Origin of the sequence: Thioclava electrotropha (genome assembly GCF_002085925.2) — a bacterium.
In the GTDB taxonomy this organism is placed as follows: domain Bacteria; phylum Pseudomonadota; class Alphaproteobacteria; order Rhodobacterales; family Rhodobacteraceae; genus Thioclava; species Thioclava electrotropha.
This window is the reverse complement of record NZ_CP053562.1, coordinates 3,884,853-3,899,237: the sequence shown is the minus strand read 5'-3', so window position 1 is coordinate 3,899,237 and position 14,385 is coordinate 3,884,853. Positions and strand designations below refer to the sequence as shown.

Annotated in this window: 16 protein-coding genes; 4 read left to right on the top strand and 12 right to left on the bottom strand. The window is 66.2% G+C overall.

Features of this window, described 5'->3' with window-relative positions:
• Positions 1–53: 53 nt before the first annotated feature.
• From AKL02_RS18575 to AKL02_RS18565, 3 genes are all read right to left on the bottom strand, one after another.
• Positions 54–512 (bottom strand): DUF2267 domain-containing protein, encoded by a 459-nt coding sequence (locus AKL02_RS18575; RefSeq protein ID WP_083077963.1) that lies wholly within the window; start codon positions 510–512, stop codon positions 54–56.
• A 3-nt stretch (positions 513–515) separates the two neighbouring features.
• Positions 516–971, bottom strand: coding sequence for a universal stress protein (locus AKL02_RS18570; RefSeq protein ID WP_083077962.1), 456 nt, complete (start codon positions 969–971; stop codon positions 516–518).
• 74 nt (positions 972–1,045) lie between these two features.
• On the bottom strand, positions 1,046–1,912 hold the full coding sequence (locus AKL02_RS18565) for a branched-chain amino acid aminotransferase (protein ID WP_083077961.1): 867 nt from the start codon (positions 1,910–1,912) through the stop codon (positions 1,046–1,048).
• Positions 1,913–2,104: 192 nt separating this feature from the next.
• Here AKL02_RS18565 and AKL02_RS18560 point away from each other — a divergent pair, with 192 nt between their 5' ends.
• Positions 2,105–2,722: a sugar transferase gene (locus AKL02_RS18560; RefSeq protein WP_083077960.1), complete on the top strand. Its 618-nt coding sequence runs from the start codon at positions 2,105–2,107 to the stop codon at positions 2,720–2,722.
• The gene (locus AKL02_RS18555; protein ID WP_083077959.1) at positions 2,719–4,839 is read left to right on the top strand and encodes a polysaccharide biosynthesis protein; all 2,121 of its coding nucleotides are present in this window, start codon (positions 2,719–2,721) and stop codon (positions 4,837–4,839) included. The genes AKL02_RS18560 and AKL02_RS18555 overlap by 4 nt, the downstream gene beginning before the upstream one ends.
• Here the strand turns inward: AKL02_RS18555 and truA are convergent.
• Positions 4,801–5,568: a tRNA pseudouridine(38-40) synthase TruA gene (truA, locus tag AKL02_RS18550; protein ID WP_083078093.1), complete on the bottom strand. Its 768-nt coding sequence runs from the start codon at positions 5,566–5,568 to the stop codon at positions 4,801–4,803. The two genes, AKL02_RS18555 and truA, sit on opposite strands and share 39 nt — an antisense overlap.
• Before the next feature lie 142 nt (positions 5,569–5,710).
• On the opposite strand from truA, the gene AKL02_RS18545 reads away from it, so the two are divergent.
• Positions 5,711–6,547, top strand: coding sequence for an EamA family transporter (locus AKL02_RS18545; RefSeq protein ID WP_078601123.1), 837 nt, complete (start codon positions 5,711–5,713; stop codon positions 6,545–6,547).
• 4 nt (positions 6,548–6,551) lie between these two features.
• Here the strand turns inward: AKL02_RS18545 and AKL02_RS18540 are convergent, their stop codons facing one another.
• The 5 genes from AKL02_RS18540 to fsa form a co-directional block, all read right to left on the bottom strand.
• The gene (locus AKL02_RS18540; protein ID WP_083077958.1) at positions 6,552–7,034 is read right to left on the bottom strand and encodes a hypothetical protein; all 483 of its coding nucleotides are present in this window, start codon (positions 7,032–7,034) and stop codon (positions 6,552–6,554) included.
• Positions 7,035–7,093: 59 nt separating this feature from the next.
• On the bottom strand, positions 7,094–7,786 hold the full coding sequence (locus AKL02_RS18535; RefSeq protein ID WP_108722379.1) for a CDP-alcohol phosphatidyltransferase family protein: 693 nt from the start codon (positions 7,784–7,786) through the stop codon (positions 7,094–7,096).
• A 42-nt stretch (positions 7,787–7,828) separates the two neighbouring features.
• Entirely contained in the window at positions 7,829–8,749 is a 921-nt protein-coding gene (locus tag AKL02_RS18530; RefSeq protein WP_083077957.1) for a tyrosine recombinase XerC, read from the bottom strand.
• Positions 8,749–9,453, bottom strand: a complete 705-nt coding sequence (locus tag AKL02_RS18525) for a DUF484 family protein (RefSeq protein ID WP_078521366.1) — start codon at positions 9,451–9,453, stop codon at positions 8,749–8,751. The genes AKL02_RS18530 and AKL02_RS18525 overlap by 1 nt, the downstream gene beginning before the upstream one ends.
• Before the next feature lie 142 nt (positions 9,454–9,595).
• Positions 9,596–10,246, bottom strand: a complete 651-nt coding sequence (fsa, locus tag AKL02_RS18520) for a fructose-6-phosphate aldolase (RefSeq protein ID WP_078542596.1) — start codon at positions 10,244–10,246, stop codon at positions 9,596–9,598.
• 137 nt (positions 10,247–10,383) lie between these two features.
• Here fsa and AKL02_RS18515 point away from each other — a divergent pair, with 137 nt between their 5' ends.
• A complete protein-coding gene (locus tag AKL02_RS18515) occupies positions 10,384–12,573 on the top strand; it encodes a primosomal protein N' (protein WP_083077956.1) in 2,190 nt (729 codons plus the stop codon).
• 66 nt (positions 12,574–12,639) lie between these two features.
• Here the strand turns inward: AKL02_RS18515 and AKL02_RS18510 are convergent, their stop codons facing one another.
• The 3 genes from AKL02_RS18510 to AKL02_RS18500 all read right to left on the bottom strand — a co-directional run bounded on the left by AKL02_RS18510 (position 12,640) and on the right by AKL02_RS18500 (position 14,316).
• Positions 12,640–13,212, bottom strand: a complete 573-nt coding sequence (locus AKL02_RS18510; protein ID WP_083077955.1) for a cob(I)yrinic acid a,c-diamide adenosyltransferase — start codon at positions 13,210–13,212, stop codon at positions 12,640–12,642.
• The gene (locus AKL02_RS18505; protein WP_078521361.1) at positions 13,212–13,415 is read right to left on the bottom strand and encodes a twin transmembrane helix small protein; all 204 of its coding nucleotides are present in this window, start codon (positions 13,413–13,415) and stop codon (positions 13,212–13,214) included. The genes AKL02_RS18510 and AKL02_RS18505 overlap by 1 nt, the downstream gene beginning before the upstream one ends.
• Positions 13,416–13,476: 61 nt before the next feature.
• Positions 13,477–14,316: an SDR family NAD(P)-dependent oxidoreductase gene (locus AKL02_RS18500; RefSeq protein WP_078521360.1), complete on the bottom strand. Its 840-nt coding sequence runs from the start codon at positions 14,314–14,316 to the stop codon at positions 13,477–13,479.
• Positions 14,317–14,385 lie beyond the last annotated feature (69 nt).

Genomic DNA, 14,385 nt, shown 5'->3' with positions numbered 1-14,385 from the left:
TGCCGCTCATATGCGCCTTCCGACAGAAATAATCAAGTAATCGCGGCTATGCGCTAGATGATGCGCGGCGCGATCTGGGCGGGATCGGTGACCTCCGGGCGCCAGAATGCCTCCGCGTCCGGCCCGATCCCCGCGAGAGCGGCCTCGAAGTCACGATGATTGACATGGCGCCAGAGCGCAAAGGCAGTGGCCTCGATGGCGTTATCGGGGGTCAGGTTGTGATGCGGGCGCAACGCCTGCGCTTCGCGGGTCATCTCGGTCCGGCTGCCGAAAGGGCGCGGCGTCGCCATCACATCCCAGTGATACAGGAAGATCGCGCGCAACACGGCAGGCAGGCAATCGGCGAAGGCGATGGCCTCGACAGGGCGCAGCCGCGCGCGGAAGGTTACAAAGACGCCCTCGATCGCCGTGTAGGTCATGTTGTCGGAGTCGAGGCCCATCCGATCGCGCGCATCGGCGAGGAAGGACGAGAACTCCTTCTGCGCATGGCGATAGGTCCAGGGCATCGGCATCGGTCAGGTGATCTGTTCGAGCTTTTCCTTCGACATCTCGCCCGGCACGATGGTCAGCGGGCAGGGCAGGGTTCCCGCCTGCTTGACCATCTGCGTGACCAACGGCCCCGCACCGCCTTTGCCGGAGCCTGCGCCGAGAACCAGCACGCCGATCTCGGGATGTTCGTCCATCACGCCGATGATCTCGGGCACCGGTTCGCCCTCGCGGATCACCAGTTCCGGCTCCACGCCCTGACGGTCGCGCATCCATTTCGCGAAGACCTCGAAATGCGCCTCGATCCGCTCGCGGGCTTCTTCGCGCATGATCTCGGCCACGCCGATCCAGTGCTGGTATTCGTCGGGCGGGATCACCGAGAGGATGATCACGCCGCCGCCGGTATGGTTCGCGCGCATCGCCGCGAAACGCATCGCGTTGAGGCATTCGCGGGTATCGTCGAGCACAACCAGAAACTTGCGCATGGCTCCTCCGGGACGGGGTGTCTGCGGATCATCGCCCGGCGCGAGGTCTTTGGCAACCGCGGGGGTGTCGAGGCTCAAAGCGGCGACCCTTGTGCCCAGTCCATATAGGCCTCGCGCGCCCGCTGCGTGCCCTTGCCGGGCGTGTAGCTGATATCGTCGAAGCCCGCGACCGGCGTGACCTTGGCGAAGTTGCCGGTCAGGAAGACCTCGTCGGCATTGCGGAAATCGTCGAGCGTCAGCACCGCTTCATGCACCGTCTCGCCGCCCTCGCGCAGCAGGCCCATGATCCGCTTGCGCGTGAGACCCGCGAGGAAGGTGCCGTTCGGCATGGGCGTGAAATACTCGCCATCCTTCACCATCCAGACATTCGCCGTCGCGCTTTCGGCGACATTGCCCATCGCATCTTGCACCAGCGCGTTGCCGAAGCCCTTGCGCTGAGCCTCGACCAGCATCCGCGCGTTGTTCGGATAGAGACAGCCCGCCTTCGCGTCTGTGACGTTATCGGCCAGAACGGGGCGGCGGAATTGCGTGGTGGTCAGCGTCGTCGACTTGCCGGGGTCGGGCATCGCCACCTCTTCGAGGCACAGCGCGAATCCGGTCTCGCCGGGCTTCGGCGCCACTCCCAGATCGGAACCCGCAATCGCCCAATACATCGGGCGCACGTAAACGGCGGCACCCTTGTCGTATTTCCGCAGGCCCTCGCGCGCAATCTCGACAATCTCCTCGGCGGCGAGGGTCGGCGTGATCATCAGCGCCTCGGCGGAGCGGTTGGTGCGCGCGCAATGCGCGTCGAGATCGGGAACGACCCCATCGAAAAGCCGCGCCCCGTCAAAGACTGAGCTGCCTTGCCAAAGCCCGTGATCGGCGGCGCGCATGACGGCGATATCGCCCTCGTGCCATGCGCCTTCGAACCATGTGCGGATGTTTTTGCCGAATGCCATCGGTGCCTCCTTCGTATCGGGCGCGATCCAACCACTCGCGCCTCGCGAAGTCCATACGACCGATTGTATCGGTGTCAGGTGTCGTGAGGTCCGGTCATGGGAGCGGGGCTGCGTTAACCGCATCGCAACTGCGACCTGCCTAGGCTTGCGGAAGTTTCGCCCCTTGCGGCTACCCGTAACTGGAGATTTGGCATGACCCCGGCCCGGCGCAGGCGTAAACGTCTCTTCGATCTGACGCTGGCGGTGCTGGCGCTGCCCGTGGTCTTGCCGCTGATCGTGCTGGTCTGGTTGGCGGTTGCACTGGTGCAGGGGCGACCGTGGTTCTACGGCGGCGAACGGATGCACAGTCCCACGCGCAGCTTTCGGATGTGTAAGTTCCGCACGATGGAGGCGGAGGCGGGCGATCACGGCGTCACCGCCGGACATAAGCGCGTGCGGATCACCCCGCTTGGGCAGATCCTGCGCCGGTGCCACGCGGATGAGTTGCCGCAAATCTGGAACGTACTTCGCGGCGATATGAGCTTCGTCGGACCGCGCCCTCCGCTGCGCGAGGTGGTGGAGCGTTTCCCACAGCTCTACGCGCAGGTGCTCGCAAGCCCGCCGGGGATCACCGGCCTCGCGAGCGTGCAGTTTGCGCAAAAAGAGGCGCGGCTGCTGGCGCGATGTCGGACGGCGGATGAGGCGCGGCGGATCTACGATCAGGCTTGCGTCCCCGAGAAAGCCCGGCTCGATCTGCTTTACCAAAGGCAGGCCTCGTGGCGGCTCGATCTGGCGCTGATCTGGCAAACTCTGCGCGGAGGGATTGCGTGAGGGAAGCGCTCACCGACAAGATCGCGACGCGCCTGATCGCGCTGTCGCGCCCGCGCAAGGCGGTCGTCATCGCGACGCTCGATGCGCTGCTCGCGATGGCGTGCCTTGCGCTGGTGTTGCAGCTCGCGCCTGCCTTGAGCCGCGGGGGCCTCGGGGGGAATGCCTGGCTCCTGGTCCTGACCGGGAGTGGTCTTGCCGCAGTGGCAAGCCTTGGCACCGGCTTGGCGCGCCTGCCCCTGAAGGACTTCGCCATGCTAGGGGCGGGAAAGGCGGTCGTCCTCTCCTGCCTCCTTGCACTCGCCCTCTGGGCCGTCCTCGGGTGGCAGGGCGGCGACACTGCGCTCTTCTTTGGTTGCGCATTTCTATCGGGCATCGTGGTCCAGCGCCGGGCGCTTCTGGCGCTGACGGGATGGCTATATCGACGCTCGAACGTCGTCTCGCGCATCGCGATCTACGGTGCTACGCCGGAGGGGATCGCGCTGGCACGGGCGTTGCGCGACCGATCCGGGTTTTTGACCTGCGCCTATCTCGACGACAGCCCGGTCTTGCGCGGCGCGACGTTGGACGGGGTGCCGGTTCTTGGCCCAGCGGTGCGCGAGACGCTGATCCGCAAATTCAATGTCGATCGCGTCGTCCTCGCCGATCCGCGCCTGCCCGAGCCGCGCAAGGCCGCGCTGGCGCGTGACCTCTCGCGCCTTGTATTGCGCTGCGAGGCGCTGCCGGATTTCGCCCTGCTGGTCGGCGGCGCGGATCTTGCCGCGCGGCTCGAACCGGTGCGCCCCGAGCGCTGGCTGGGCCGCTGCGAGATCACCGGGGGCGACCCGCCCGAGGCGGAGTTCTACCGCGGAAAATCCGTGCTCATCTCGGGGGCGGGTGGCTCCATCGGGGCAGAGCTCTGTCGTCAGATTCTCGTCTGTGGCCCGGCGAAACTCGTCCTGCTCGAACTCTCGGAGCCCGCGCTGTTCGCCCTCCTGTCCGACCTGACGCCGCTTGCCGCCCGCGCGGGTGTCGACCTCGTCACCCGGCTCGGCTCCGCCGGGGACACGGCGCTGGTTCGGGAGATCTTCGCGCAAGAGGCGATCGATGCGGTGTTCCACGCCGCCGCCTACAAGCACGTCGCTCTGGTGGAGGAAAACCCGCTTTCCGGATTCGCGAATAACGTCACCGCCACAGTCTGTCTCGCACGGGGGGCGCGGGCCGCGAAAGTTGCGCGGTTCGTGCTGATTTCCAGCGACAAGGCGATTGCACCAAGCTCGGCCATGGGCGCGTCGAAACGAATGGCCGAGCTGGTCGTGCAGGATCTTTCTACCCGCGCGGGCGCGACGGTTTTCTCGATCGTGCGCTTCGGCAATGTGATCGGCTCGTCCGGATCGGTCGTGCCGATTTTCGAGCGGCAGATCGCCCAAGGCGGGCCGCTCACGCTCACCGATCCTGACGCCACACGCTATTTCATGACCATCGCCGAAGCGGCGCGGCTCGTGCTGATAGCCGGACGCTGGGAGATCTCGGGGCGGGTCTATGCGCTCGATATGGGCGCACCGATCCGGATCGGCGATCTCGCCCGGCAGATGGTCGAGGCGCGCGGGTTACGGCTGCGCGGGCCCGACTGCCCCGACGGCGAGATCGAGCTGTTGCGGATCGGTTTGCGGAGGGGGGAGAAGTTGCACGAGGCCCCCGTGACCGGCGCGCATGGTCGCGTGACCGCGCATCCGAAAATCAGGCATGCCCCCGTTGCCCATCTCTCGGAGCGCGAGACCGCCCTGCTTTTGCGTGATCTAGATGTGGCAGTGGCGCAGCGTTGCCGAGAGCGGCTTGAGGAACTCATATCGACGCTGCGGCGAATTGAGGGCGATGCCCTAGCGCCGCTCGTTTTGGACGAAGCGTCGCGTCTACAAAGCGCGGACGCGCGGGAAATCGATGTCACCGCGAAGGGCTGGCGCCGGCAAAACGGAACGCCCGGAAGCGAAGTGGCAAGCGCCGTGAATGAGGACGCGGCGTTCGTCCCTGCTGAAACGCGCGGCGTCGCCGTGCCAACACGAATGCCGTTTCTTCCCGCCCCGCCCGGCGCGCGGGGCGCGTCAGGCGAAGGGGTCGCTCGGATAGCCGACCGCGCTTAGATAGAGCCCCTGCGGCGGGCAGACCGGTCCGCAAGCGGCGCGGTCGCGCGCGGCGAGCGCTTCGCCCACGCGCTCGGGCGGCCAGGACCCGGCGCCGACGCGCTCCAGCGTGCCGACGATCGAGCGGACCTGATTGTGCAGGAAGCTGCGCGCGCGCAGGTGAAACCGGACCTCGCGCCCATGCGGGATGTCGATCGCCTCGACCCTGATCTCGTCGAGCGTTTTGACCGGCGAGTTCGACTGGCACATTGTCGAGCGGAAGGTGGTGAAGTCATGATGCCCGATCAGATGCGCGGCCCCTTCGCGCATCGCCTCGATATCGAGCGGGTTGAGGACCTGCCAGACCAGTCCGCGGTCATGGGTTGCCGGCGCGCGGCGTTGCACGAGCCGGAACAGGTAGCGCCGCTCCTGCGCCGAGAATCGAGAGTGGAATTCGTCTTCGACCCGGGCACAGGTGAGGATCGCGACCGGCGCGGGGCGCAGGTGATAGTTCAGCGCCTCCGACAGCCGGAACGGGTCCCAATCCTTCGTCAGATCGGCATGGGCGACCTGCCCCGTCGCGTGAACACCCGCATCGGTGCGACCGGCCGCCGCGATCGTGTGGGGGCCGGGTTCGAGCTTCGCCAAAGCGGCCTCGACCGCGCCCTGCACCGAAGGCTGATCGGCCTGACGCTGCCACCCGGCAAAGGGGCCCCCGTGATATTCGATTTTGAACGCGTATCTCGGCATGGAGCGGCCATAGCCCGAGCGCGCCCCGTTTCGCAATCCCCTCCGGGCCACGCGCCGCGATTGCGGGCCCATGCACGGGGCGGCTTGCCCTCGTCATGGCCCGGAGCTACCGATGGCCGGTCGGGAAGAGAAGGGCGCGGATATGAGTTTGACGATCATGGCGGCGGTGCTGGGCGCGGCCTTCCTGCATGCCCTGTGGAACGCGCTGATCCGTCTGGGCGGCTCGAAAATCCGCGCCATGGTGATGCTGTCCATTGCCGAGGCTCTGATCGGGCTTGTCGTCGCTTTGTCGCGGCCCATGCCGGACAGCGCCGCGCTGGGCTGGATCCTTGCCGCGGGGGTGATCCATTTCGGCTACAAGTTCTTCCTCGCCCATGCCTATGAGCAGGGCGATCTGAGCCGGGTCTACCCGATCGCGCGCGGAACCGCGCCGATGATGGTGGCGATCGTCTCCGCCGCACTGGCGATCGATGCGATCAGCGGGCTCGAATATGCGGGGATCGCGGTGCTGGGGCTCGGGATCGCCCTGATGGCGCGCGGGGTGTTCACCGATGGCGAAAGCCGCCGCCTGCTGCCCTATGCGCTGGGCTCGGCGCTGGCGACCGCGAGCTATACGCTGGTCGACGGGATGGGCGCGCGCATCTCGGGCGAGCCCGTGGGCTATGTCGGATGGATCATGGTGCTGGGCGGGGTGTTCTTCGCGACGGGCATGCTCGGGCTGCGCGGGACCGCGATGTTGCGCGCCGCGCCACGCGAATGGGGGATCGCGACGCTAGGGGCAGCGGCTTCCTACGGGGCTTATGCGATCTCTATCTGGGCGATGACCCGCGCGCCGATCGCGCTGGTCGCAACCCTGCGCGAGACCTCGATCCTGTTCGCGGTGCTGATCGGCTGGCTCGTCTTCGGCGAGAAAATGCGGATGACGAAGGCGCTGGCGGCTTTGTTGATCGTCTCAGGCGTGGTGCTGACGCGGGTCTGAGCGATTAAAATCGCGGCTGGCCTTGGTCGTCGCAGCTGGTAGGCATGGCATCGTCCGCCGGGCGCGCGATCAGGTGTCCCGTCACGATTTGCAGCGGCGTGAAGGGCGGTTCCTGAATCGCGGGCTGGATCTGGCGGGTCACATAGCAGCCGCCGAAGCTCTCGGTTTTGCCGTCACCCGTCCGGGCGCTCACCGTCACCCCGAGCGTGGTGTAGATCGAGCCTGCCGCGCCTTCCGATGTCACCGGGCCGATCGTGACCGAAGCCTCGGCGGTGTCTGCATAGCCTTTCGCGAAATCCGCATAATCGCCGTTCTTTTCGGGATCGGCGAAATAGCTCCAGGCGCGGGCGTAGTGATGCAGCGAGATCGCGTTATAGAGCGAGCGGATCAGCGCGGACGGGGTCGAGCGGTCGTCGAGATAATCCGGCGCGGCCATGGCTGCTTGCGCGGAAAACACGAGAGCCAGAAGTGCGAGACTGCGGCGCATGCGACCTCCGTTTCGCGGCCCGTGCGGCATGGGGCGCCGCGCCGGGGCCGCAGTTCGAGTCAGCTTCGCTCGGGCACGAGTTGTTGCACGATGCCGACGAGCAGCAGGTAGATGGACGTGACCACCAGCCCCCAATGCGCCCAGCTTGCCGGATCGAAATCGACCCATGCGGCCCAGCCCGCGAAGAAGGTCCACAAAAGCGCCATCGGCAAGGAGACTACGCGCCAGCGCTTCGTGCGCACCGGGTGAATGAACTTGAGGGGCAGGAACATCGCGATGGCGAGCGCCACGACGACGAGCAGGATTGTCCAATAGCCGGGCTTGAGTGCGAACAGCACCAGTACCAGCATGTTCCACGCCCCCGGGAAGCCCTGGAACGAGTTGTCCTTCGTCTTCATCCGGGTGTCGGAGAAATAGACGACGCTGCCATAGGTGATCGCGATGATCGCGAGCCAGCCCGTCCATCCCGGCAGCAGGCTCGACTGGAACAGCGCGAAGGCGGGGATGAAGACATAGGTCAGATAGTCGATGATCAGGTCCATAAGGACGCCGTCATAGAGCGGGAAATTCGCCTTCACATCGTAGCGCCGCGCGAGCGGGCCATCGATCCCGTCGACGAAGAATGCGGTGACGAGCCAGAGGAACATCAGCGCCCATTCGCCCTCTGCGGCCGCGAGAAGCGCGAGCATCGACAGCACGGCGCCGGTGGCGGTCAGGAGGTGAACGAACAGGGCTTTGATGCGGATATCCATCTGCCCGTGATGCCGGATTTGCGACGCAGGGGCAAGCGAACTTCAGGCGCGCGGATGGCTCTTGTCGTAGATTTCCATCAGCCGCGCGGCATCGACGGCGGTGTAGATCTGGGTGGTGCCGAGGCTCGCATGGCCCAGCAGTTCCTGAATGGCGCGCAGGTCGCCTCCAGCGGCCAGCAGATGGGTCGCGAAGCTGTGGCGCATTGCGTGCGGCGTCGCGGTCGAGGGCAGCCCGAGCGACATGCGCGCCCGCTCCATCGCCTTGGAAATCATGCGCGGATTGAGCGGCTTTCCGCGTGCGCCGTAGAACAAGGGCGCACCCGGCTCGGCGGGGTAGGGGCACAGGCGCATGTACTCCGCTACGGCATCGCGGGCGGCGGGCACGACCGGCACAAGCCGCTCCTTGTCGCCCTTGCCGCGGATGCGCAGCACCTCGGGCAGAGGATGAGCCTCGGCGCGTAGGGCGAGCGCTTCGGAGATTCGCAGCCCGCAGCCATAAAGCAGGGTCAGCACGGCGGCGTCGCGCGCGGCGATCCACGGTTCCATCGCCTGCGTGTCGACCTGTTCGATCATCCCGGCCGCGGCGTCCTCGTTCAGCGGGCGCGGCAGTTTGCGCTGATATTTCGGGCTGCGGGTCGAGAGAATATGGCTCGCGTCGAACCCGTCGCGATCGGCGAGCCAGCGGATGAAGCTTTTCACCGAAGAAAGCGCGCGGGCGAGCGAGCGCGACGAGACCTCTCGGCCGCGTTCATGCGCCATCCAGGCCCGCATATCGGAGGGGCCAAGTTCTGCGATCCGGGCGGTGCCCAGGCTCTCGCCATGATGGGTTTGCAGAAAACCCAAGAAGCTCGCCACGTCGTGCCGGTAGGCGGTGATAGTGTGATCGGAGGCGTCGCGCAGCCCGCGCAAATGGCTCAGCCATTCGGCGAGCGCGTCTTGCAACCCTGCGGACGGCTCCGCCATCAATCCAGCCAGCGGCGCATCGTGCGTTCGAATACGCCTGCGAAGAAGGCCAGAAGGTCGGTGCCTTGCGACGGTTTGAACTGATGCGGGTCCTCGGCGGCCATGACCAGCATGCCGGGCAGGCGGCCTTCGCCCAGATCGAGTTGCATCAGCGCCTCGGAGCGCACCCAGTTCGCCGTCTCGCCGAAGATCGCCTCGGAGCCCGGCACGGTCTGGCGCAGCACGACCTGTCGCGGTTGCCCGCCACGCCCGCCGCGCATGTATTCGGTGATGAAGCCGGGTTCGGCCACGCAGAGCACCTCGCCCAGCTGGCGCAGCGCCGGGTCGTTCTCGTTCTGGTGGCTTTCCAGCACGAGGCGCACCGCGTCGACGCGCAGGATCTCGGCCACTTCGGTCGCGAGGTTGGACAGGAAGGACTGGAAGTCATGCGGGTCGAGCATCCGCAGCACCGCGCGGTGAATCTGGTTCGTGCCCGCGAGGTTCTCATAGGCCGCCGCGATGACAGACCGGTGGGTGTCTTCCAGCCGGTCGAGCCGCGCCTCCAGCCGGGACATGGCCGCGCCGCGCAGGTCGACGATATTGCCGCCCATCGCGGCCTCGTTCGCAGCGATCAGCGCCCGCATCAGGTCGCGGTCCTCGAGAATCACGTCGGGGTCGGAAATGATCTTGTCGCGGAGTTGCTCCACGAGGGCCGGTTCGGTCATGCCTGTCTCGTCGCTGGTCGATGCATCATTTTTTCCAAGCATACACGATGCATCCCGCGACGCAGTCCAAAAAACGGCCCGTTCGACGAAAAAGGCCCGCCGGAGAGGCGGGCCTTTGCTATATCGGACTCACGCGAGAAGATCAGATCTTCTGGCCGGTCGCTTCCCAGTCCTTGAGGAACTGGGCCAGACCCTTATCGGTCAGCGGGTGGTTGACCATCGACTTGATGACCGCCGGCGGTGCGGTGATCACGTCGGCGCCGATGCGGGCAGCATCGCTGATGTGGTTCACCGAACGGATCGACGCGGCGAGGATCTGGGTCGTGAAGTCGTAGTTGTCATAGACCGTGCGGATGTCCTCGATCAGGTTCATCCCGTCGAGGTTGATGTCGTCGAGACGGCCGATGAAGGGCGAGATGAAGGTCGCACCCGCCTTCGCGGCGAGGATCGCCTGCGCGGTCGAGAAGCACAGCGTGACATTGACCATGTGGCCTTCGGATGCGAAAGCCTTGCATGCGGTCAGGCCGTCCCAGGTCAGCGGAACCTTGATCGCGATATTGGGGGCGATCTTGGCGAGCTTCATACCTTCTTCGATCATGTCCTTGGCTTCGGTGGCCACGACCTCGGCCGAGACCGGCCCGTGGACCATGTCGCAGATTTCTTTGGTGACTTCGAGAATGTCGCGGCCCGATTTCAGGATCAGCGACGGGTTGGTGGTCACGCCATCGACCATGCCCAGATCGTTGAGTTCCTTGATCGCGGCGGTGTCGGCGGTATCGACGAAGAATTTCATGGCAGCTCTCCTTGGCAGCAGTCGCGAGCGTGTTAGCGCAAAAGCGGCGAGGGTGAAAGAGGTCGCAACGGGAGAGGGGCTCCGCCCCGCGGCGTCGCCGCTCCCCGGGATATTTAGTGCAGTTGGAAGGCAGGGCGATGTCTGAGCCCGGTTGGTTCGAAGAGGGCGCGCGGGTCGCGGTGCTGACGGCGGAGCCGATCGGGCGGCCGCTCGATTATCGCGCGCCGGAGGGTGGCTGCTACAACGGGGCCTTCGTCGAAGTGCCGCTGGGGCCGCGCAAGGTGCTCGGCGTGGTCTGGGGGACGGGCGAGGGCGGTTTCGATGCCGCCAAGCTGCGTGCGGTGAACCGGGTCTTCGACGTGCCGCCGATGCGCGACGAGCTGCGCGTCTTCCTCGAGCGGATGGCGGAGTACACGATGACGCCGCTGCCGCAGGTGCTGCGTCTGGCGACGCGTGCGCCGGGCTTGGGCGACCCGCCGGGGATGCGAACGATTTACCGGCTGGGCGACCGGGAGCCGTCGCGGATGACCGATGCGCGGGCGCGGGTGCTCGAGGTGCTCGAAGAGCATGGCGGTGCGGGTTTCTACCTGAGCGAGTTGGCGCATCTGGCCGGGGTGACGACGCAGGTCGTGAAAGGGCTGGTGAAGACCGGCGCGCTGATCGAGGCGGAGGTGCCGCGCGATCAGCCCTTCCCGCGGCTCGATCCGGCGCGGCCCGGCAAGGCGCTGTCGGAGGCGCAGACTGCTGCGGCGGAGGCTTTGCGCGCGGGCTCCGGGGCCTATTCGACGACGCTTCTGAAGGGCGTGACCGGATCGGGCAAGACGGAGGTCTATCTGGAGGCGGTCGCGGAATGTCTGCGCAAGGGGCGGCAGGCTTTGGTGCTGCTGCCCGAGATCGCGCTGAGTTCGGAATTTCTCTCGCGGGTCGAGGCGCGGTTCGGCGCGCGTCCCGGCGAGTGGCATTCCGGGGTCACGCAAAGCGAGCGGCGCAGGCTGTGGAAGGCCTGCGGTGCGGGCGAAGTGCAGCTTGTCGTCGGCGCGCGCTCGGCCCTGTTCCTGCCGTTCCGCGATCTGGGGCTGATCGTGGTCGATGAGGAGCATGACAGCTCCTACAAACAGGAGGAGGGCGTTCTTTATAACGCCCGCGACATGGCGGTGCTGCGTGCCTCGGGCTGTTCGGCGCAGGTGGTGCTGGCCTCGGCGACGCCCAGCCTAGAGACATGGGCGAATGCAGAGGCCGGGAAATATCAGCGGCTCGATCTGGGCGCGCGCTTCGGGACGGCAGAACTGCCTGAGATGGGCACGATCGATATGCGCGACGAGGCGATCGAAAGCGCGCATTGGATCGGGCCGACGCTGGCGAAGGAGGTTCTGGCGCGGGTGGCCGAGGGGCAGCAGGCGATGCTGTTTCTCAATCGTCGCGGCTATGCGCCGGTCACGATCTGCCGGGCCTGCGGGCATCAGATCGGCTGCGACCATTGCGACGCGCGGATGGTGGAGCACCGTTTCCTCAAGCGGCTCGTCTGTCACCAATGCGGCGAGACCAAGCCGATCCCGGTGAAATGTCCGAGCTGCGAGGTGGAGGGGAAACTCGCGCCTGTCGGGCCGGGGGTGGAGCGGCTGGCCGAGGAGGTCGCGGAGCGCTTTCCCGAGGCGCGTCTGGCGGTGCTGTCTTCGGACCTCTTCGGCTCGGCCCGCGCGCTGAAGGAAAAGATCGCGGAGATCGCGCAGGGCGAGGCGGATATCATCATCGGCACGCAGATCGTGGCGAAGGGGCATAACTTCCCGCGGCTGACGCTGGTGGGGGTGATCGACGCCGATCTGGGCCTGCAGGGCTCGGACCTGCGCGCGGCGGAGAAGACGTTCCAGCTGATGCGGCAGGTGGCGGGCCGGGCGGGCCGCGCCGAGGAGAAGGGTGCGGCGCTGTTGCAGACCTATCAGCCCGAGCATCCGGTGATCCGCGCGATTCTGGGCGGCGACGAGGAGGCGTTCTGGGCGCAGGAGGCCGCCGCGCGGCAGGCGCAAGGCGTGCCGCCTTACGGGCGGATGGCGGGGATCATCCTGTCGGGGCCGGATTTGCAGCCGCTGTTTGAGGTGGGCAACCACCTCGCGCGCAACGATGCCGCGCTGCGCCGGATCAGGGCGCAGGTCTTCGGGCCCGCGCCTGCACCGATCGCACGGGTGCGCGGGCGGCACCGGGTGCGGATGCTCGTGAAGGCAGAGAAAAGCGCGCCGCTACAGGGCGCGCTCAAGGCTTGGCTCAAGGGGCTGAAGCTGCCGACGAATGCGCGGCTCGCGGTCGATATCGATCCGCAGAGCTTTCTGTAGGGGGCGCTTAGCGGCTCCCGCTTCCCTTCGCCGGTGCTTCCACCGGAAGCCCCGCCACTGACTTCGTCAGCGGTTCGCTCCGGGAACCCACAACACATCGTCCTTGCCGTCGTCATTCGCGATCCGGGCAGCGACGAAGAACCAGTCGGACAGGCGGTTGAGATATTTCACCGCCCATTCGTTGACGCCCTCGATCGCGGCCAGCGACACGGCCTCACGCTCGGCACGCCGTGCCACGGTGCGCGACACGTGCAGGTGCGCGGCAAGCGGCGTGCCGCCCGGCAGGATGAAGCTGCGCAGCGGCTCCAACTTCTTGTTCATCGCATCGATCTCGGTCTCGAGCCGGGTCACCTGGGACTCGACCATGCGCAGGACCGGGTAGCCCGCCTCGTCGTCATGCTCCATATCGGGGCGCGCCAGATCGGCGCCCAGATCGAAGAGGTCGTTCTGGATCACGGAGAGCTGCTTTTGCAGCGCCTCATCCGCCTGCAGGCGCGCAATGCCCACGGTCGCATTCAGCTCGTCCACAGTGCCATAGGCAGTCACGCGTGCGGAATGTTTGGCGACGCGCACCCCGTTCGAGAGCGCGGTTTCCCCGGCATCGCCGGTGCGCGTGTAGATGCGATTGAGAACGACCATCAGCCACCCCTTCTTAGATAAACGAACAACAGGATCAGCGCGATCGCGACCGCCTGGGCGGCAATGCGCAACCGCATCAGCTTGTTGGCATGTTTCTTGTTGAAATCGCCCCCGCGTCCGAAGCCCGCGATGCCGATCATCAAGATCACCAGAACCGCCAAACTCGCCAGAGCGACGACATAAAATAACGGGTCGTTGCGCATGTAGTCTCTCTCCCTCTGGGCTCAAGACATAGCTGGAGATCACGAAAATGCGAAAGGATTTTCAGCCCTTGTCCAGCACCCAGTCGAGCATCCGGTCCGGCAGGAAGCGGCGCACGACGCTGATCGCCTTGGTCGGCGTGGTGATCTTGTAGCGCGGCTTCGGGTTCGGGGCCTCGAGCGCCTTGAGGATCGCCTTGGTCACCTCGGAGGGGGGCAGTTCGAACGTGTCGGGCTTGCCGCGGCTTTGGTAGAGGCGCTTGAGCAGGCTGCCCTCGTACTGCGCGCGGCGGGCGGAATTCTCCCAATCCACCCATTTCTCGAAAGGCGGGATCGAATTGACCCGGATTTTCGAGGTGATCGGGCCGGGCTGGATCAGCACGATCTTGATATTCGTATCGGCCATTTCGAGCCGCATCACATCGGTCAGCCCTTCCAGCGCGAATTTCGTCGAGGCATAGGCTGCGCGCCATTTCAGCCCGACGAAGCCCAGCACCGAGGAGCATTGCAGGATGCGCCCCTCGCCATTGTCGCCCTGCGCGCGCATCACCTTGATCGCGCGGGTCGTCAGGTCGTGAAGGCCGAACAGGTTGGTCTCGAAGATCTCGCGCAGTGCGCCGGGGGGGATGTCCTCCGCGGCGCCGGGGCAGGCGAAAGCGGCGTTGTTGTAGAGCGCGTCGAGCCGACCGTGCCCGCGCGCCAGCGCCTCGTTGAAGCCCGCCTCGATGCTTTCGGGATCGGCCACGTCGAGCTGGAAGGAGATCAGCCCCTCGGAGCGCAGGCGCTCGCAATCCTCTTCACGGCGGCAGGTGGCGAAGACTTTCCAGCCTGCGGCTTTCAGCCCGTGGGCTGCGTCATAGCCGATGCCCGAGGAGCATCCAGTGATCAGGATCGTCTTGGCCATGCGCGCGCCTTCCCTCTGATCCGGCGACGCAAAGAAAAACCCGCCGGAGATTTGCCTCCGACGGGGGTA

Excerpts from the sequence above, each read along its gene's own strand:
- AKL02_RS18515 (WP_083077956.1), top strand. The coding sequence starts at position 10,384 with ATGTCTGAGCCCGGTTGGTTCGAAGAGGGCGCGCGGGTCGCGGTGCTG.
- fsa (WP_078542596.1), bottom strand. The coding sequence starts at position 10,246 with ATGAAATTCTTCGTCGATACCGCCGACACCGCCGCGATCAAGGAACTC.
- AKL02_RS18545 (WP_078601123.1), top strand. The coding sequence starts at position 5,711 with ATGAGTTTGACGATCATGGCGGCGGTGCTGGGCGCGGCCTTCCTGCAT.
- AKL02_RS18565 (WP_083077961.1), bottom strand. The coding sequence starts at position 1,912 with ATGGCATTCGGCAAAAACATCCGCACATGGTTCGAAGGCGCATGGCAC.
- AKL02_RS18540 (WP_083077958.1), bottom strand. The coding sequence starts at position 7,034 with ATGCGCCGCAGTCTCGCACTTCTGGCTCTCGTGTTTTCCGCGCAAGCA.
- AKL02_RS18575 (WP_083077963.1), bottom strand. The coding sequence starts at position 512 with ATGCCGATGCCCTGGACCTATCGCCATGCGCAGAAGGAGTTCTCGTCC.
- AKL02_RS18530 (WP_083077957.1), bottom strand. The coding sequence starts at position 8,749 with ATGGCGGAGCCGTCCGCAGGGTTGCAAGACGCGCTCGCCGAATGGCTG.
- AKL02_RS18525 (WP_078521366.1), bottom strand. The coding sequence starts at position 9,453 with ATGACCGAACCGGCCCTCGTGGAGCAACTCCGCGACAAGATCATTTCC.
- AKL02_RS18500 (WP_078521360.1), bottom strand. The coding sequence starts at position 14,316 with ATGGCCAAGACGATCCTGATCACTGGATGCTCCTCGGGCATCGGCTAT.
- AKL02_RS18570 (WP_083077962.1), bottom strand. The coding sequence starts at position 971 with ATGCGCAAGTTTCTGGTTGTGCTCGACGATACCCGCGAATGCCTCAAC.
- AKL02_RS18535 (WP_108722379.1), bottom strand. The coding sequence starts at position 7,786 with ATGGATATCCGCATCAAAGCCCTGTTCGTTCACCTCCTGACCGCCACC.
- AKL02_RS18510 (WP_083077955.1), bottom strand. The coding sequence starts at position 13,212 with ATGGTCGTTCTCAATCGCATCTACACGCGCACCGGCGATGCCGGGGAA.
- truA (WP_083078093.1), bottom strand. The coding sequence starts at position 5,568 with ATGCCGAGATACGCGTTCAAAATCGAATATCACGGGGGCCCCTTTGCC.
- AKL02_RS18560 (WP_083077960.1), top strand. The coding sequence starts at position 2,105 with ATGACCCCGGCCCGGCGCAGGCGTAAACGTCTCTTCGATCTGACGCTG.
- AKL02_RS18505 (WP_078521361.1), bottom strand. The coding sequence starts at position 13,415 with ATGCGCAACGACCCGTTATTTTATGTCGTCGCTCTGGCGAGTTTGGCG.